18 protein-coding genes are annotated in these 17,685 nt (G+C 71.6%); 15 read left to right on the top strand and 3 right to left on the bottom strand.

What is annotated here, in order from left to right; genetic code table 11:
• Positions 1-29: 29 nt before the first annotated feature.
• The 5 genes from ABZ815_RS00385 to ABZ815_RS00365 all read left to right on the top strand — a co-directional run bounded on the left by ABZ815_RS00385 (position 30) and on the right by ABZ815_RS00365 (position 7,711).
• Positions 30-389, top strand: a complete 360-nt coding sequence (locus ABZ815_RS00385) for a thioredoxin domain-containing protein (protein ID WP_357692348.1) — start codon at positions 30-32, stop codon at positions 387-389.
• Positions 386-1,585 carry an MFS transporter gene (locus ABZ815_RS00380; RefSeq protein WP_357692346.1) on the top strand — a complete coding sequence of 400 codons (1,200 nt, stop codon included), beginning with the start codon at positions 386-388 and terminating at the stop codon, positions 1,583-1,585. The genes ABZ815_RS00385 and ABZ815_RS00380 overlap by 4 nt, the downstream gene beginning before the upstream one ends.
• 99 nt (positions 1,586-1,684) lie before the next feature.
• A complete protein-coding gene (locus tag ABZ815_RS00375; protein ID WP_357692344.1) occupies positions 1,685-2,899 on the top strand; it encodes an FAD-dependent oxidoreductase in 1,215 nt (404 codons plus the stop codon).
• Positions 2,896-3,813 (top strand): RNA polymerase sigma-70 factor, encoded by a 918-nt coding sequence (locus tag ABZ815_RS00370; protein WP_357692343.1) that lies wholly within the window; start codon positions 2,896-2,898, stop codon positions 3,811-3,813. Before ABZ815_RS00375 ends, ABZ815_RS00370 begins: the two co-directional genes overlap by 4 nt.
• A gap of 145 nt (positions 3,814-3,958) precedes the next feature.
• Entirely contained in the window at positions 3,959-7,711 is a 3,753-nt protein-coding gene (locus ABZ815_RS00365) for a S8 family serine peptidase (protein WP_357692341.1), read from the top strand.
• A gap of 35 nt (positions 7,712-7,746) precedes the next feature.
• Here the strand turns inward: ABZ815_RS00365 and ABZ815_RS00360 are convergent, their stop codons facing one another.
• From ABZ815_RS00360 to ABZ815_RS00350, 3 genes are read right to left on the bottom strand one after another with little or no spacing between them, the layout of a single operon-like run.
• A complete protein-coding gene (locus tag ABZ815_RS00360; protein ID WP_357692339.1) occupies positions 7,747-8,700 on the bottom strand; it encodes a helix-turn-helix domain-containing protein in 954 nt (317 codons plus the stop codon).
• Between the two features lie 30 nt (positions 8,701-8,730).
• A complete protein-coding gene (locus ABZ815_RS00355; protein ID WP_357692337.1) occupies positions 8,731-9,558 on the bottom strand; it encodes a hypothetical protein in 828 nt (275 codons plus the stop codon).
• A 32-nt stretch (positions 9,559-9,590) separates the two neighbouring features.
• Positions 9,591-10,010: a hypothetical protein gene (locus ABZ815_RS00350; RefSeq protein WP_357692335.1), complete on the bottom strand. Its 420-nt coding sequence runs from the start codon at positions 10,008-10,010 to the stop codon at positions 9,591-9,593.
• 156 nt (positions 10,011-10,166) lie between these two features.
• Between ABZ815_RS00350 and ABZ815_RS00345 the strand changes: the two genes are divergently transcribed.
• From ABZ815_RS00345 to rfbB, 10 genes are all read left to right on the top strand, one after another.
• Positions 10,167-10,586, top strand: a complete 420-nt coding sequence (locus ABZ815_RS00345) for a VOC family protein (protein WP_357692333.1) — start codon at positions 10,167-10,169, stop codon at positions 10,584-10,586.
• A 39-nt stretch (positions 10,587-10,625) separates the two neighbouring features.
• Positions 10,626-10,985: an MmcQ/YjbR family DNA-binding protein gene (locus ABZ815_RS00340; protein ID WP_357692331.1), complete on the top strand. Its 360-nt coding sequence runs from the start codon at positions 10,626-10,628 to the stop codon at positions 10,983-10,985.
• Positions 10,986-11,007: 22 nt separating this feature from the next.
• On the top strand, positions 11,008-11,502 hold the full coding sequence (locus ABZ815_RS00335; RefSeq protein WP_357692329.1) for a GNAT family N-acetyltransferase: 495 nt from the start codon (positions 11,008-11,010) through the stop codon (positions 11,500-11,502).
• 99 nt (positions 11,503-11,601) lie between these two features.
• The gene (locus ABZ815_RS00330) at positions 11,602-11,979 is read left to right on the top strand and encodes a hypothetical protein (RefSeq protein WP_357692327.1); all 378 of its coding nucleotides are present in this window, start codon (positions 11,602-11,604) and stop codon (positions 11,977-11,979) included.
• An 18-nt stretch (positions 11,980-11,997) separates the two neighbouring features.
• On the top strand, positions 11,998-12,900 hold the full coding sequence (locus ABZ815_RS00325; protein ID WP_357692325.1) for an EamA family transporter: 903 nt from the start codon (positions 11,998-12,000) through the stop codon (positions 12,898-12,900).
• The gene (locus tag ABZ815_RS00320) at positions 12,900-13,529 is read left to right on the top strand and encodes a GntR family transcriptional regulator (protein ID WP_357693528.1); all 630 of its coding nucleotides are present in this window, start codon (positions 12,900-12,902) and stop codon (positions 13,527-13,529) included. Before ABZ815_RS00325 ends, ABZ815_RS00320 begins: the two co-directional genes overlap by 1 nt.
• 72 nt (positions 13,530-13,601) lie before the next feature.
• On the top strand, positions 13,602-13,952 hold the full coding sequence (locus tag ABZ815_RS00315) for a hypothetical protein (RefSeq protein ID WP_357692323.1): 351 nt from the start codon (positions 13,602-13,604) through the stop codon (positions 13,950-13,952).
• Positions 13,953-14,222: 270 nt separating this feature from the next.
• Positions 14,223-15,677, top strand: coding sequence for a sugar transferase (locus ABZ815_RS00310; protein ID WP_357692321.1), 1,455 nt, complete (start codon positions 14,223-14,225; stop codon positions 15,675-15,677).
• Positions 15,678-15,679: 2 nt separating this feature from the next.
• On the top strand, positions 15,680-16,747 hold the full coding sequence (locus ABZ815_RS00305) for a glucose-1-phosphate thymidylyltransferase (RefSeq protein WP_357692319.1): 1,068 nt from the start codon (positions 15,680-15,682) through the stop codon (positions 16,745-16,747).
• A complete protein-coding gene (gene rfbB, locus ABZ815_RS00300) occupies positions 16,744-17,673 on the top strand; it encodes a dTDP-glucose 4,6-dehydratase (protein WP_357692317.1) in 930 nt (309 codons plus the stop codon). The genes ABZ815_RS00305 and rfbB overlap by 4 nt, the downstream gene beginning before the upstream one ends.
• The last annotated feature ends 12 nt before the right edge of the window (positions 17,674-17,685 follow it).

The raw sequence follows: 17,685 nt of genomic DNA, 5'->3' as shown, positions 1-17,685 counted from the left end.
AACCCCCTCATACGTAAGGAGATCTCGTCATGCCCGCGCATGCTCCGGGCTCGGTGCGCAGCGTCACCGAGCAGAACTTCACCGAACGCGTCCTCCAGGCGGAACGTCCGGTTCTGATCCAGTTCTGGGCGGCGTGGTGCCGTCCGTGCCGGCTGGTCACGCCGATCGTGGAGAGCCTGGCCGCCGACCGCGCCGGTGAGGTGGACGTCGTCAGGGCCGATCTGGACGACCAGCCCGGCCTGGCCGCCCGGCACGACGTCAACGCCGTCCCCGCCTTCGTCGTGTACGCCGGCGGCAGGCCCGTCGGTTCCTGGACGGGAGCCGCTCCCCAGCACGTACTGGACCAGTACCTCACCGCGGCCCTGCGCGACGCGGGGGTGGACCGTTGAGCGCCGAGGCCGCGGCCGCCCGGGGGACGGCGGTCGCCCGCGGCAGGCTCCCCCTGGGGGTCTACCTGCTGTCCTTCAGCTTGTTCTCGATGGGCAGCGCGGAGTTCCTGCTCGCCGGGGTGCTGCCGGCGGTCGCCGAGGACCTGCGGATCACGCTGTCCTCCGCCGGCGGGCTGATCTCCGCGTTCGCCGCGGGCGTCGTGATCGGCGGGCCTCCGCTGGCCATCCTGACCCTCCGCTGGCCGCGCCGGACGACGCTGGTGGCCGCCCAGGCGACCTTCGCCGCCTGCGTCGCGGTCGGCATCCTCACCGACAGCCATCCGGTGCTGCTGGTCACGCGGTTCCTCTGCGGTCTCGCGTACGCGGGCTTCTGGGCGGTCGCGGCGGTCACCGCGATCGGACTGGTCCCGGCGGACCGTACCGCCCGCGCGTCCGGGGTCGTCGTCAGTGGGCTGAGCCTGGCGATGATCGCGGGTGGGCCGGCCGGGGCGATGATCAGCTACTTCACCGGGTGGCGTGGCGGGTTCTGGGCGGTGGTCGCCCTCACCGTCGTGGGCGCCGTCCTGACGCTCGTCGCGCTGCCCGCCACCAGCGGGCACGGGCGGGCGAGCGTCCGCGGCGAGCTCCGCACGATGCGGCGGCCCCAGCTCTGGGTCGTGTACGCCGTCACCCTGCTGAGCACCGCGGCCTACATGATCTCCTACAACTACCTGGCGGCGTTCCTGACCGAGGTCACGGGCGTGCCCGGGGTCTGGGTCCCGGTGATCCTGACGCTCTTCGGCGTGGGGGCCTTCGCCGGGTTGTCGATCGGCGGCCGGATCGCCGACCGGTTGCCCACGCACGCGCTCCTGGCCGGGGCGCTCGGCATCGCCGCCTGTTCCGTGCTGCTCGCCGTGCTCGGACGGCACGTCCCGGCCGTCGTGCCGCTGGTGCCGCTGCTCGGCGTGGCCGGGTTCGTGCTGAACCCGGCCGTCTACGGGCGCGTGTTCGCCATCGCGTCGGGGGCGCCGACACTCGCCGGGGCCACCACCGTCTCGGCCTTCCAACTGGGCATCAGCCTCGTCCCGGTGCTGGCCGCCGCCGCACTGGACGCCGGGGCGGGGATCGCCGCCGTCCCGTGGATCGGCGCGGCACTGGCCGCGACCACGCTCGTCCCCGTCCTGCTGGACCGCTTGTTGTCGCGCCGGTCGCTCTGAAGGTCGTCTTCGCTGTGTGGTGCGGATCACAGTGGGGGTGTGTCACGGACGGGGTGGCTGTTTGCATCGCGTGGTCAGAGGCACCGTACGAAAGGGACGATGATGACCACACAGCGCGAGAACGGCAAGGCTCCGCATCACATCCTGGTTCTGGGGGCGGGGTACGCGGGGATGGCGGCGGCGGTTCAGCTCGCGGCGCGGACCAAGGGGCGTGAGGACGTCCGGGTGACGCTGGTCAATCCGCAGGAGCGGTTCACCGAGCGGTTGCGGATGCACGTCGTGGCGAGTGGGCAGCAGGTCGCCGAGATGAGCATTCCGGAGCTGCTGGAAGGTACGGGGGCGCGGTTCGTCCGGGGCTGGGTGACGGCCGTGGACGCGGACGCCAGGAGCGTGCGGATCGACGACGACCGGGTCCTGCACTACGACACCCTCGTGTACGGGCTGGGCAGCGTGGCCGACACGGCGACCGTGCCCGGGGTGGAGGAGCACGCGTACACGCTGGACAGCGTGCAGGACGCCGAGGCGCTGGCCGCCCGGCTGACCCGGCTGGCCCAGGCGGGCCGGGGCACGGTGGTCGTCAGCGGCAGCGGGCTGACCGGCGTCGAGTCGGCCGCCGAGATCGCCGAGCGTCACCCCGAGCTGGACGTCGTGCTGCTCGGCAGGCAGGAGCCGGGCGCGGCCATGGCGGCCGGGCCGAGGGCGTACCTGCGCGAGGCCCTCGCCCGGCTGGGCGTGCGGGTGCGCAGCGGCGTCGAGGTCACGAAGGTGCTGCCCGGCTCGGTGGAGGTGGCGGGCGGGGAGAGCGTCGCCGCGGACGCCGTGCTCTGGACGAGCGGGACGCGGGTCTCGCCGCTGGCGGCGGCCGCCGGGCTCACCGTGGACGAGCGCGGCCGCATCGTCACCGACGCCTTCCTGCGCTCGGTGTCGCACCCGGACGTGTACGCCCTCGGCGACGCGGCCGCGATCAGCCAGGGCTACGGCGTCATGCACGGCACCTGCCAGAGCGGCATGCCGACCGGCGTGCACGCCGCGGTGTCGATCCTGCGCGCCCTGGACGGCCGGCGGCTCAAGCCGTTCCGCTTCGGCTACTACCACACCCCGGTGAGCCTCGGACGGAACGACGGCGTCGTGCAGTTCACCCACCCCGACGACAGCCCGCGCAGGGTGTACCTCACCGGCCGGATGGCCGCACGGTATAAGGAGACGGTGACCGCAGCACCCTGGCCGACGTACGTCCGCATGAAGAAGATGCCGGTCTCCGGCGCGCTCTGGCCGCGTGGCGGCCGGTTCACCCGGATCGGCGCCGGGCGATGAGCCGCGCGTACTCGGAGCAGGACCAGCAGGTCTTCGACCAGCATCGCAGGCTGCTGTTCTCGGTGGCCTACCGCGTGCTCGGCTCGGCGGCCGACGCCGAGGACGCGGTCCAGGACGCCTGGATCAGATGGTCGGCCGACGACCGTTCGCAGGTGGCCGATCCGAAGGCGTATCTGGCGCGGATCGTGTCGAACCTGGCGTTGCAGCGGTTGCGGTCGACGCAGTACCAGCGCGAGACGTACGTGGGGCCGTGGTTGCCGGAGCCGATCCTGACCAGCGGCGACACCGCCGACGACGTCGCGGGCGCCGACTCGGTCTCGACGGCGATGCTGGTGGTCCTGGAGACCCTGAGCCCGCTCGAACGGGCGGTGTTCGTGCTCAAGGAGGTCTTCGGCTTCAGCCACGCCGAGATCGCCGAGGCGGTGGAGCGTTCCGAGGCGGCGGTGCGCCAGGTCGCGCATCGGGCGAAGGAGCACGTACAGGCCCGCCGGCCGCGCTTCACGGCGGACCGGACACGGCAGCGGGACGTCACGCGGCGCTTCCTGGCCGCCGCGACCGGCGGCGACATCAACACGCTCATGGAACTGCTGTCCCCTGACGTCACCCTGTGGACCGACGGGGGCGGGAAGGTGCGCCAGGCGCTGCGGCCGGTCGTGGGCGCGCAGACGGTGGCCGCGTGGTTCGCCGCGATCGGCACGGTCTCCTACCAGGGCGTCGAGCCGGGCGACATGCGGGCGGAGCTCGCCGAGATCAACGGCGGCCCCGGCGTGGTGTTCAGCGGTCAGGGCCGGGTCGTCGCCACCGTGACCTTCGACTTCGACGCCGACGGGCACATCACCGCCGTCCACAACGTCGCCAACCCCGACAAACTGGGCGCGATCGCGGCTGGGACCGCCCGCGACCTCACGCCTTGACAACCGTCGCTGACCCGGACGGTGGCGACGACCTGACATGTCGGTTGTCCGCCATGACCTAGTCATGGTGTGTACGTCCCTTTCTGGCGAAACTTTGTTCTACCGGTTGCGCAACCCCCCAACCGGTAGAAAGAGAGCCACCGCCATGCCATTCAGTCGTAGAGCGGCGCTGCTCAGCGCCGCCCTCGCCGCCACGCTCGTCGCGGCCGGCACCGGAAGCGCCCACGGTGACGCGACGGCCCCCGCCGCCGGAGTCGCCGGCGTCACCGGCGTCCCGGCGTCGTCGGTCACCACCGCGCGGGTCACCCTCATCACCGGGGACGAGGTCACCGTGGCCGGCCAGGCCGGCCGTCCCGTCTCGGTCACCGTCACCCCCGGCGAACGCTCGGCCGGCGACCTGCGCACCTACACGGTCGGCGGCGACGTGTACGTGCTGCCGAACGAGGCCGCGCCGCTGGTCGCCTCGGGCCAGGTGGACAAGCGGCTGTTCAACGTCACCCAGCTGATCGCCCAGGGGTACGACGACGCCCACAGCGAGTCGATCCCGACCATCGTCCGCTACTCCGGCAAGGGCCTGGCCAAGGCCGCTCCGCCCGACGGCGGCCGGCTCACCCGGTCCCTGCCCGGTATCCGGGGAGCGGCCGTCGCCGCGGACAAGAAGCGCGGCGGCGCGTTCTGGGAGGCCGTGGACGACGACACCGCCAAGGCGGGAACGCCCAAGGCCCGGCTCTCCGGCGGCATCGAGAAGCTCTGGCTGGACGGCAAGGTCAAGACGCTGCTCGACAAGAGCGTGCCGCAGATCGGCGCCCCCGAGGCATGGGCCGCCGGTTACGACGGAACCGGCGTCAAGGTCGCCGTCCTGGACACCGGCGTGGACGCCGAGCACCCCGACCTGGCCGACCGGATCGCCGAGAGCCGCAGCTTCGTCCCCGGCGAGACGGCTCAGGACGGCCACGGGCACGGCACGCACGTCGCCTCCACGATCGCGGGCAGCGGCGCGGGCTCGGGCGGCACGTACAAGGGCGTGGCGCCCGGCGCCCGGCTGATCGTGGGCAAGGTGCTGGCCGACGAGGGCGCCGGCATGGAGTCGTGGATCCTCGACGGGATGAACTGGGCGGCCCACTCGGGCGCGAAGGTCGTCTCGATGAGCCTGGGCGGCCAGGAGGGCGCCGACGGCACCGACCCGATGGCCGTGGCGGTCAACGAGCTGACCGCCGAGACGGGCGTGCTGTTCACCATCGCCGCAGGCAACAGCGGCCCGGGGGCGACCACGGTGGGCTCGCCCGGCGTGGCCGAGGCGGCGCTCACCGTCGGCGCGGTCGACTCGGCGGATGCGGTCACCGACTTCTCCAGCCGGGGTCCCCGCGGCGGCGACGGGGCGCTCAAGCCGGAGATCACCGCTCCCGGCTTCAAGATCGTGGCCGCCCGCGCCGCGGGCACCTCGATGGGCACGCCGGTGGACGGCACGTACACTACGGCGAGCGGCACGTCGATGGCCACGCCGCACGTGGCGGGCGCCGCCGCCATCCTCGCGCAGCGGCACCCCGACTGGACCGCCGCGAGGCTGAAGAACCAGCTCGTCAGCACGGCGCGGACGACGGCCGGCACCCCCGTGCACAGCCAGGGCGCCGGCCGCGTGGACGTGAGCCGCGCCGTACGCCAGCCCGTCTCGGGCTCCGGCGTGATCGACTTCAGACTCGCCGACTGGGACGCCGGAGAGCCGGCCACCAAGCAGATCGAGTACGTCAACGACGGCGACCAGCCCGTCACCCTGACGCTCGCCGCCAAGGGCGCGGGCGAGGATTTGCCGGCCGCGGCGCTGACCCTGGGCGCCCAGACGGTGACCGTGCCGGCGCACGGCACCGCGTCGGCTGCCATCACCGTCGACACCTCGGCCGTGCCGGCGGGGGCGCACGGCGCGCACGTCACCGCGTCCACCGCCGACGGCCAGACGGTCGTGACCACGGCCGTCGGCTTCGTCCGGGACGTGGAGCGCTTCGACGTCACCCTCAAGGTGCTCGACCGGGACGGCAAGCCGACCACCGGCGCCGCCGTCGTGCACGACATCAACCTCGACAGGCTGGCCCTTCCGGACAGCTACCTGATCGGCGCGGACGGCACCACCAAGGTCCGGCTGCCCCGGGGCGAGCACGCCTTCATGGCGGAGATCTTCCACTACGCCGCCGAGGGGAACCGGGTCTGGGAGTACACCTACGGCGCCGAGCCGGGCGCGGTCATCGACTCCGACCGGACCATCACCTTCGACGGCGCCAAGGCCGGACCGGTCACCATGGACACCCCGAAGCCGAACCAGGCGGACAGGGTCCGGCTCGGCCTGTCGGTCCAGAGCGCGGCCGGCACCAGCGCCTACGGCCTCGAACAGTGGATGAACGGCGAGACGAAGGTGTACTCCGTCCCGTCCCAGGGCACGAGCAGCCGCTTCGAGTCCCGGGTCGCCTGGTCGCCCACCGCGCCGGAGCTGAAGGCCCAGGTCCTCGGCGCCGGGGCCGAGCCGATCGAGCCGGCCTACTTCCGGGGCCGGGCCGGCTCCGCGCGCATCGACGGCGCCCAGGTCCTGCGGGCCGCGGACGCCGGGACCGGGCGTCCCGAGGACTACGCGGGGCAGCCGGTCCGGGGACGGCTCGCGCTGGTCAAGCGCAGCGCCGAGCTCACGCCGCAGCAGCAGGTCGACAACGCGGCCGCCGCAGAAGCGGGCGCGGTCATCATCTACAACGACAAGCCCGACAACTGGGGCGCCGACAACTGGAGCACGTCGCCGACCAGGATCCCGGCGATGACGCTCGCGGGTGAGCAGGGCGCTCGGCTGGCCGCGGCGGCGGCCAAGGGCAGGCTGCAGGTCCGGCTCTCGGGCACGGCGGTGAGCCCGTACGCCTACGAGCTGGTCAAGTACCGCAACGGCGGCGTCCCGGCGGACCAGCGGTACAAGGTGCGCGACGGCGAGCTGGCCACCGTGCAGTCGTCGTTCCACGCCTCGGCGCCGGCCACGGAGGCCGGGTACGCCCGGGCGCTGGTCTCGCCGATGCAGGGCACGGCCTACCAGGTCTTCACCCGGATGGTCATCCCGCGGCCCCTCACCGAGTACGTCACGGCCGACCTGCGGACCTTCGAGTCGATGCAGGTGGGCTCGGTCTGGGAGGGCGGCCAGGCGTGGCAGCAGACCGCGCCGTCCGTGCTCAAGGCCGGTCAGCGGGTGTCGCGCGACTGGAACAAGGCGGTGGTCCGCACGGCGCTGCCGGCCGCGGCGGACAAGTCCGCGGTCCGCGAGGGCGCGATCGGCGTGCTCTTCGCGGGCGGGCTGTTCGACACCGCGCCCGGCCAGACGCACCTGTTCCGCGCCTCCGCCGACAAGGAGCAGTCGACGGTCTACCGCGACGGCGAGCTGCTGGGCTCCGCGCCGTCGGCGGCCGTCGCCTTCCCGGTGGTGCCGGAACGCGCCCAGTACCGCGTGGTGACCGACGTGCAGCGGAACGCACCTTTCTGGACGACCTCCACCAAGGTGCGCACCGACTGGACGTTCCACTCGCAGCAGGTGGCCGCCCAGGACCTGCTGCCGGTCCTGTCGATCGACTACGACCTCGACGTGGACGAGACCAACAGCGCCCACGCGAACGCCCCCACCCGCGTCGGCCTCGGCCTGCGCTACCCGAAGGGCCTGGCGGGGCCGCGCATCACCCGGGCCGCCCTGTGGACCTCGGCCGACGACGGCGCCACCTGGCAGCCGGTACGGCTCGCCGGGGCCGGTGAGCGGGCCTTCACCGGCGCGATCAGGAACCCGGCGAAGCCCGGCGGCTTCGTGTCGCTGCGCGTGCAGGCCACCGACGCCGACGGCGGCACCGTCGAGCAGATCGTGACCCGCGCGTACCAGCTACGCCGATAGTTCCAGGTGAGGGGCGTCCCCGGCGGGGGCGCCCCTCACAGCGGGATCATGCCGGACCGGGCCGCGTACCAGGCGAGCTGCATGCGGCTGTCGGTCCCGGCCAGCTTCATCAGCCGCCGGATCCGGCGCTGGACGGTGCGCTCGCTGGTGCCGAGCCGGCTGGCGACCGTCTTGTCCGGCATCCCGGACAGCAGGTACGTCATCAGCGCGACATCGGTGTCGTCCCAAGCCGCGACCCCCTCGGTCACGCTCGTGGCGGTGAGCCGCAGCGGGGTCGCCGCCTGCCACACCCGCTCGAACAACTCCACCAGAAGATGGACCAGGGACTGCCCCCTGACCAGGAGGAAGCCCGGCTCCACGCTCGTCTGGTCGGGCAGGACGGGCAGGAGCACGACCTCCCGGTCCACGATGATCATCTTGCTGGGCAGCTCGACGGCGATCCTGATCTCGTAGCCGCCCTTCAGGAACCTGGCGATCTCGGCCGGGGCCCTGGGGTCGTCCAGCGCGGCGCGTTCGTACACGTAGCGGTAGGTGGCCAGGGCGTTGGTGGAGTCGTCGAGGTTGACGTCGAGCACGTACGGAGGCCGGAAGAAGGCCAGCACCTCCCGGCGGGCGCCGCGTTCCAGGTTGCCGAGCCAGGTGGCGAGCTGTTCCGGCGTGGTGAGCGCCTCGATCTCGCCCGCGGGCGAGGCCGCGCCCGTGCGGTACACCTCCACCAGCTCGGCCAGCCTGCCCTGCACCTGCTGCAACGCGGCTTGGCGCTCGGCGATCAGCGTGCCGAGGCCGACGTCGGGGGGCACGGCCATATACAACCCGGTGTTGTCGCGGCTGGCCAGGCCGAGCGCGACGAGCCGCGTCACGGCCGCCGTCACGGCCGCCACCGGCAGGTCCAGCGCCTCGCCCACGTCGGGGATCGTCACCCGGCGGCGGCGCAGGAGCTCCAGGTAGACGACCTCCTCCTCGTCGCTGAACCCCAGCCTATCCAGCATCTCTCATCACTTTCCGGCTGTCTGGCAGCATCACGGTCGCTCGTACGCGGGCGCGGCCAGCTCCCAGAGGCCGACCGGCCGCAGGGTGGCCGCGGCGGCGAGCAGCTGCTTCTCGTCCATGTCCTCGCCGGAGAGCCGCACGAGGGTGTTCCCATGGGCGGTGAACACGACGCTGCCGAAGTCATCTCTCAGGATCCAGAGGTCCGGCGCCGCCTGCACGCAGGTCTCGTCCTCGTGGCGATCCACTTCGTCAGCGCAGGCCTGCGCCGGGGGCATGGTCTCCGGCAGGACTTCGACCAGGAGGATGTCCGGGGCGCGCTCGTACCTGAGGGAGAGCTCCGGGCCGCGGACCTCCACCTCGTCCAGCCGGAAACCGGGCAGGTCGGGCGCGACGTTCGAGGTGTCCCGGGCGGTCATGGCCCGCGACTGGGCGGCGAGCGCGATCACGTCCTGGTTCGACCACGCCGCCAGGAACAGGGACGCGGCCACGCCGACCGCCGAGACGCGCACAGGTGCGGCAACCGGCAGGGCGATGCCCGCTCCCAGCGCGTAGCCGCACGCCCCGGCGGCCATGATGATCAGGCCGACGCGCCAGGCGCCGAAGCCGACCATGACGGAGACGGGGGCGGTCACGTTCAGGCCGACGTACAGCGCGATGAGGGCGAACTGCCCCAGCAGCGAGGCGAGCCACCAGTTCCGCAACATGGCGTACCAGGACAGCAGCATGCCGAGCGGAAGGGTCGCGAACAGCATCAGCAGCAGGTTGCCCGCGGCGTCATCGGGGCCGTGGAAGGCGATGACCGCCTGTGCCAGGCCGACCACGGCCCCCACGAGCGCCGCACGGATCAACGCATTCATACTCGATCATGGACGTTCTGCGCCCACTGCTGTCAAGAGGGGGTGTCCGCCCGGTCCCGGCTGGAGAACCAGCGCCAGGACGGCGGCAGGAGCAGCAGGACGACGACGGGCAGCGGCCCGAGGACGGTCGCGAAGAGCACCCGTTCCAGGTCGAGGCCGGGGTCGAGCGCGTCCACCGCGACGGCCCCGCCGACCTGCAGCAGCTCCAGGGCGACGGCGGCCCAGAGCGTCCACGTCCTACGGGCGCCGAAGCGTTCCATCAGCCATCCGGTCAGCAGGAGGAACGTCACCTGCACCCCGAACAGCAGGAGCGGGCCGGGCGCGAAGGCGGCCAACACCGCTCCGGCCAGGAAGACCAGCCCCACGAGGCCGAACGCCACCTGAAGCGTCATGACGAACCTGGCGGCCCGTACGACGAAGGGCATCGGCTCGATCCCGACCGTCTTCACCATGGGACAAATACTGACGGATCGGCCATCCAGCGGGACAGAGAAACCACGCGTGAATTCCACCTTTCGATCAGGAGACGATCGTCCCCCGCAGGGGCCCCCAATTGGACAGCGGCATGCGCGCAACGGATATTGGACGGGAATAGGAGGATCTATTACATGGATGCGCGTCTGGACCATCTCGTTCTCTGGGTCTCCGACCAGCTCGCCGCCCTGCGTTTCTACGAGCAGGTGGTGGGCCTGCCGGGGGTCCGGGGGGAGGAGTTCCGCGAAGGCAAGGCGGGGTTCCCGAGCGTACGGATCACCGATGAGACGATCATCGACCTGATGGCGCACGACGTGTCGAACGGCGTGGAGGAGGGCACGGGGGTGACGGGCAGCGCCGGGCACCAGATCAACCACTTCTGCCTGTCGGTGAGCCGGGAGGACTTCGACGCGCTGCAGGTCCGGCTGAAGGACCACGGGATCGAGGTCACCGGCAGAGGCTCCAACTCCTTCGGCGCCCAGGGCATCGCCCCCGAGACCATCTTCTTCCCCGACCCGGACCGCAACGTCATCGAGGTTCGTCACTACCGCTGAGCCGGGGAGGTTGTCGGTCGGGTTTGGTAGACAGACGGCATGGGTGTGAGCGTCGACGAGTTCCTTGATCTGGTGCGGGGGTTGCCGGAGGTGACCGAGCATCCCAGCGCGGAGTGGGTCGGTTTCAAGGTCAACGGCAAGGGCTTCGGCTACCTGTGGGAGAAGACCGAGACGGTCGGGGTCAAGGCCACGATCGAGGAGCAGCTCGCGCTGGTGGCCGAGCGGCCCGAGGTGTTCGAGGTGCAGTTCACCGCCGGGCGCTTCGGATGGGTCGTCGTCCACCTCGACAAGATCGAGGCTGACGAGCTGTTCGAGCTGATGGCCGAGGCGTGGTGCCTGACCGCGCCCCGGCCGCTGGTCAGCGCGTTCGAGGAGGCGCACCAGATCGCCCCGTCATGAGCCGCGGGTAGTCTCGGGCAGCGTGACCCCCATCGACATCCGGCTGCGCGAATGGCGTGAGGACGACGCCCCGGTCGTGCTGCGTGCGTTCGAGACGCCCGATCTGCGCCGCCAGTCGCCTTTCCCCGTCGTCACGCTCAAGGACGCGATGGGCTGGATCACGTCCTGGACGGGCGTGGGGCACGCGTTCGCCGTGACCGTCGAGGGTGGCACGGTGGTCGGGAACGTGGCGGTGGCCGGGATCGACGCCCACGACAACGGGTGGGTGTCCTACTGGGTCCTGCCCGGACACCGGGGGCTCGGGATCGCGACGGCGGCCACCGAGGAGCTGGCCCGGTGGGCGTTCGGCGAGCGCGGGCTCTTCCGGCTGGAGCTGGGGCACCGCACCGACAACCCGGCGTCGTGCCGGGTGGCGACCAAGGCGGGGTTCCTGGCCGAGGGCATCGAGCGCGGCAAGCTCTGCTACGAGGGCGTGCGCCACGACGTCGAGCGCCACGCCCGCCTCGCCACCGACTGACCCGGCCCCGCGACGGGCCGGTCGCGACGGAGCAGGGCGGCGGGCCGGGGTGATCGGCCGGCCTGGTCACGTGGTGGTGGGGTGAACTACCCTTTCCGGGTGGACAGCGAGAGCCGGGCCGCGGCCGGGCTGCTGGCGGCCCTGAGCAGGGCGGCCGAGATCCTCGCCGACTTACGCCACCCCTTCGTGCGCGGCAACCCCTTCACCCGCTTCGTCCCACCCTCGGGCGTGCGCACCGGCACCGCGTTCACCCTGCCCGACGGCCGCGAGGTGCTGTTCGAGGTCTCCCTCACCGTCTCCGGCGACGCCTTCCACGTGGAGGGCGGGATCACCGCCGAGGGCGAGCCGCTGCTGGAGCTGCCGCGCCGGAGCCTGCCGAACGTGCACGACGCGCTCACCGTCCTGGACGACTACGCCGGCGACGTCGCCGCCCCTGCTGACCGCATGCTGGACGGACTTCTGGACGAAATTGTCTAATTGTCTGACAATGTAGGCATGAAGAACGGACCTCTCGCCGTCGTGGGCGCCTCCGCGCTCTGGGGCACCGCCGGCACCGCAGGGCTGCTCGTCTCGGCCGGGTCGGTCGGTTCGGTGGACTCGGTCGCGCTGGCCGCCGCCCGGCTGGTCATCGGTGGCGCCGCGCTCGGCCTGCTGGCGAGGGCCGGCCTCAGGCGGGTGCTGCGGCCGGGGCTGCTGCTGGCCGCGCTGGCGGTGGCGGCGTACCAGTTGTGCTTCTTCGCGGCGGTCGCGCGGACCGGGGTGGCCATCGGCACGGTGGTCGCGATCGGCAGCGGGCCGGCGTTCACCGGCGTGCTGTCCTGGGTGCTGCACCGGCGGCGGCCGAGCGGGCGGTGGGCGCTGGCGACCGCGGCGGCGGTCTGCGGCTGCGCGGCGCTGATCGTCGGCGGCGGCGCGCAGGCGGGCGGGCGGCTGGTGTCGGGCGTGCTGTTCGCGCTGCTCGGCGGCCTGCTCTACGCCTTCTATGCGGTCTCCGCCGCCAGGGCCATCGAGCAGGGGGCCGAGTCGGACGCCGTGATGGGGGTGATGTTCGGCGGCGCCGCCGTGGTCATGCTGCCGGTGCTGCTGGTCGGCGGCGTCGGCTGGATGGGGGAGCCGCGCTCGCTGCTCGCCGTGCTCTACCTGGGCCTCGGCACGACCGCGCTGTCCTACGTCCTGTACGGGCGCGGCCTGCGTACCACGCCGGTCGCCACGGCCGCGACGCTGGCCCTGACCGAGCCGGCCGTCGCCGCGCTGCTGGGCCTGCTGGTGCTGGGGGAGCGCCTGGCCCCGCTCTCGGTCGCCGGGCTGGTGCTGCTGGTGCTCGGCCTGGTGGCGGTGGCCGTGCCGGAACGAGGCAGGGAACGCGTCGCGGAAACGGCACTAGCATCACAGCCGTGATGTTGCCCCTCAAACCCGTCTCCACGGTCGGCGCGCTCGCCGACGCCCTGCGCAGCCGGGTGCTCTCCGGCGAGATCGCGGCGGGGACGTCGCTGCCCGAGCAGGAGATCGCCGCGTCGTACGGCGTGGCCAGGCCGACCGTGCGCGAGGCGCTGGCCGGTCTGGTGCACGAGGGACTGCTCAGGCGCGAGCGCAACCGCAGCGCCTATGTCCCGGAGGTGACGATCGCGGACCTCCAGGACCTCATGTACGTGCGCCGGCCCCTGGAGGACCTCATGGCCCGGGCCGTCGCCGGCCGCCGGGTCCCCGACGCCGAGGCCGCGCTGCTCAGATGGGAGGAGCTGCCCGCCGACGCGCCGTGGTCGGCGACCGTGGCCGAGCACATGGCCCTGCACGAGGCGCTGATCGAGGCGGCCGGCAGCAGGCGGCTCGTACGCCTCTACGCCGCGCTCGCCGCCGAGACCAGGCTCGGCATGGTCCGTCTGCGCGAGGTCTACCGCGACCGGGACGTCCTGGTCCGCGAGCATCGCGAACTGCTCGACGCCATCGCGGCGGGCCCGGTGGAGGCGGCACAGGCGGCCGTAGCGGCGCATCTCAGCCACAACTGGGGCAGTCCCGAGCGTCCCTGAACGGAAACGCCATGGCCGTCATTGAGCGCGAGCCCTTGCGGGACAAGCCCGGAACTCGCAAGAATCGCGGCCATGCACGGCAACCCGATGCCGGACTCCTACGTATATGTCACCGAAGAGGGCGTCACCCGTCACTACGCCGACGGCAGCGTCGAGGCCCTTGCGTGGGAGGACGTGGCGGAGGTCCGGGTCGCCACCGAATCCGGGGAAGACGTTCTCTTCATCCTGCTCGATCGTGAGGGCGAAGGCTGCGTGGTGCCGCGTTCCGCGACTGATGCCACCTTTCTCGCCCGTCTACGCTATTTGCCCGATTTCGATCTCGACCGGCTGAACCTGGCCGCCGATTCCGCGCGTGACGGGGTTGTGGTCGTGTGGCGCAGCCCTGATCCGCCGTCCGCATTGCCGGATCTGGAGTACGACTAGCGCGTTCGCTAGCCTGTTACCTGGCGAAATGTCGCCATAAACATCACATTTCCTCGCCTGCGTGCTGCACTTTTGGATCGTTCCGTCAACCCCCGAAACCCCTAGATCGACGTCCGATTGTGGACATTTCCCGTTATTCCCCAGGTTGGAATCGATCTTTACTCTTTAGTGGGGGCCGCCGCCCTTGATAACGCATGGGTCATTGTCAACCTATGTGGCACAAGGAACGTCCTGTTATCGCGGTGAAAGCAGTTATCACAGGGTGGTGCTATGAGGGTGGGGACTGGGGAGTCCACTGCTGTGCTCCTCAAGGCCGCGCCACGCCTTGAGTCCAGCATCTGGACCCGGGCGTACCTGCGGCTCCTGTTAGGCGGAGACACGGCATGCGCGCTGCTCGCGTGCGTGTGCGTGCTGGGCGTACGCCTGGCCTCCGGCGTGTACGTGCCGATCGCCGAGTACGTGCTCGGGCTCGGCCTGCTCGTCGCGTGGCCGGCAGCGCTCAAGATGGGAGGCGCGTACCGCCAGCGCGCCAACGGTGAGGGCCCGGAGGAGTTCAAGGCCGTCTTCACCGGCGGGATCGGGCTGATGGCCACCACGGCCGTCCTGGCCTACGCCACGCAGACGGCCATCGCGCGCAGCTTCGTCATGGCGATGCTGCCGCTGGTGCTGATCGCCACGCTCTACTTCCGCTACCGCATGCGCAAGCGGCTGCATCGCAGGCGGGCGATCGGCGAGTACATGCGGCAGGTGATCGCGGTCGGGCACCGGGAGTCGATCCTCGACCTCGTCGTGCAGTTCCGCCGCCAGCCGCACCACGGCATGCAGGTCGTCGGGGCCTGCCTGCCGCACGACACGCTGGACGTCGACCTCGACGGCATCCCCGTGATGGGCTCCTTCGGCGACGTCGCCGAGGTCGTGGCCCACTCGCGGGCCGACGCGGTGGCCGTCCTGGCCTGTCCCGAACTGGACGGGGCGGCGCTGCGCCGGCTGGCCTGGAGCCTGGAGACGGCGCGTACGGACCTGTTCGTCGCGCCCGCGCTCATGGACGTCGCCGGCCCGCGCATCAGCATCAGGCCGGTGGCCGGGATGCCGCTGCTGCACGTGGAGCACCCGGAGTTCGACGGCACGCGGCAGTTCGCGAAGTCGGTCTTCGACCGCCTGGTGGCCGGCGCGGCCCTGCTGGTGCTCGCGCTGCCGCTGCTGGCGCTCGCCCTGGTGATCAGGCTGACCAGCCAGGGTCCCGCGCTGTTCCACCAGACCAGGGTGGGCAGGGGCGGCAGGGAGTTCCGGGTGGTGAAGTTCCGCACGATGGTGGTCGACGCGGAACGGCTCAAGCACCAGCTTCTTGAGGCGAACGAGTTCGACGGGGTGCTGTTCAAGATTAGGAACGATCCAAGGATCACCCGGGTGGGCGCCTTCCTGCGCCGTTACTCCCTGGACGAGCTGCCGCAGCTGCTCAATGTGATCCGTGGTGAGATGTCCCTCGTGGGCCCCCGTCCGCCGCTGCCGGAGGAGGTCGCCAGGTACGGCGCCGACGTGCGCCGCCGCCTGGTGGTCAAGCCAGGCATGACCGGCCTCTGGCAGGTCAGCGGCCGTTCCGACCTGACGTGGGAGGAGTCCGTACGGCTCGACCTGCGTTACGTGGAGAACTGGTCGCTCCTGCTCGACCTGCAGATCCTGTGGAAGACCTGGTCCGTCGTCACCCGTGGAGAAGGGGCTTACTAGCAGTGAAGGCACTCGTGCTCGCCGGGGGGTCGGGCACACGGCTCCGGCCCATCACGCACACCTCGGCCAAGCAACTGGTCCCCGTCGCCAACAAGCCGGTCCTGTTCTACGGGCTGGAGGCCATCGCGGCGGCCGGGATCAGGGAGCTCGGCCTGGTGGTCGGGGACACGCAGGCGGAGATCGAGTCGGCCGTCGGGGACGGCTCGGCGTTCGGGCTGCAGGTGACCTACCTCCGCCAGGAGGCGCCGCTCGGGCTGGCGCACGGCGTGCTGATCGCCCGCGAGTACCTGGGCGACGACGACTTCGTGATGTACCTGGGCGACAACTTCGTCGTCGGGGGCATCAACGACCTGGTGGACAGGTTCACCAGGGAACGGCCCGCCGCGCAGATCATGCTGACCAGAGTCGGCGACCCCGGCCAGTTCGGGGTCGCCGAGCTGGACGCGGAGGGCCGCGTGGTCGGCCTGGAGGAGAAGCCGGCCAGCCCCAAGAGCGATCTGGCGCTGGTCGGCGTCTACCTGTTCAGCCCGGCGATCCACGCCGCCGTCGCCGAGCTCAAGCCGTCGTGGCGGGGCGAGCTGGAGATCACCGACGCGATCCAGTGGCTGATCGAGGCCGGGCTGCGCGTGGAGTCGTCGGTGATCTCGGGATACTGGAAGGACACCGGCAACGTCACCGACATGCTGGAGGTCAACCGGCTGGTCCTGGAGTCGGTCGAGCCCGGCGTGCGCGGGCGGGTCGACGAGGCCAGCGAGCTGATCGGCCGGGTCGTGGTCGAGCCGGACGCGGTGGTCGAGCGCTCCCGCGTGGTCGGCCCGGCGATCATCGGCCGGGGTGCGCGCATCCAGGACAGCTACGTCGGGCCGTTCACCTCGGTCGGCGCGTCGTGCGTGGTCACCGGCAGCGAGATCGAATACTCGATCCTGCTCCCTCGGGCGTCCATCGACGGCGTGGGCCGGATCGAGGCGTCCCTGATCGGCCACGACGTCGAGGTCACCCGAGCGCCCAACACGCCCAGAGCCCACCGTCTCGTGCTGGGCGATCACAGCAAGGTACAGATCACTACATGACAAGAATTCTGGTGACGGGCGGCGCGGGGTTCATCGGCTCCCACTTCGTCCGGGGGCTGCACGACGCGTACGTGACCGTCCTCGACAAGCTCACCTACGCCGGGAACCGCGCCAACCTCGAAGGCGTGCGCCACGAGTTCGTCCACGGCGACATCTGCGACGCGGAGTTGCTGCGCGAGGTCGTCCCGGGTCATGACCTGGTGGTGAACTTCGCCGCCGAGTCCCACGTCGACCGGTCGATCGAGGGCGCCGCCGCCGAGTTCATGCGGACCAACGTGCTCGGCACCCAGACGCTGCTCCAGGCGTGCCTGGAGGCGGGCACGCCGAAGGTCGTCCAGGTCTCGACGGACGAGGTCTACGGGTCGATCGACATCGGCTCCTGGGACGAGTCCGCGCCGGTGCGCCCGCGTTCGCCGTACGCGGCCAGCAAGGCGGGCGGCGACCTGATCGCCCGCTCGTACGCGATCACCTACGGCCTGGACGTGTCGATCACCCGCTGCGGCAACAACTACGGCCCCCGGCAGTACCCCGAGAAGCTGATCCCGCTGTTCGTCACGAACCTGCTGCGCGGCCGCCAGGTCCCGCTGTACGGCGACGGCGGCAACGTGCGCGACTGGATCCACGCCGAGGACCACTGCGCCGGAATCCGCCTGGTCGCCGAGAAGGGCGAGCCCGGCGAGGTCTACCACATCGCCGGCACCGCCGAGCTGACGAACAAGGAGCTGACCGGCCGCCTGCTCGAAGCCTGCGGCCGCGACTGGGACTCGGTGCGCTACGTCGAGGACCGCAAGGGCCACGACCGCAGGTACTCCCTGGACGACGCCAAGCTGCGCAAGCTCGGCTATCGCCCGGAGATCCCGTTCGACCAGGGGCTGAAGGACACCGTCCGCTGGTACGCCGACCACCGCGACTGGTGGCCCTCGTGACCGGAGGTCTGT

The organism is Nonomuraea sp. NPDC047529, assembly GCF_040642995.1.
Lineage (GTDB): Bacteria > Actinomycetota > Actinomycetes > Streptosporangiales > Streptosporangiaceae > Nonomuraea.
This window is presented reverse-complemented; position numbering and strand designations above follow the sequence as displayed.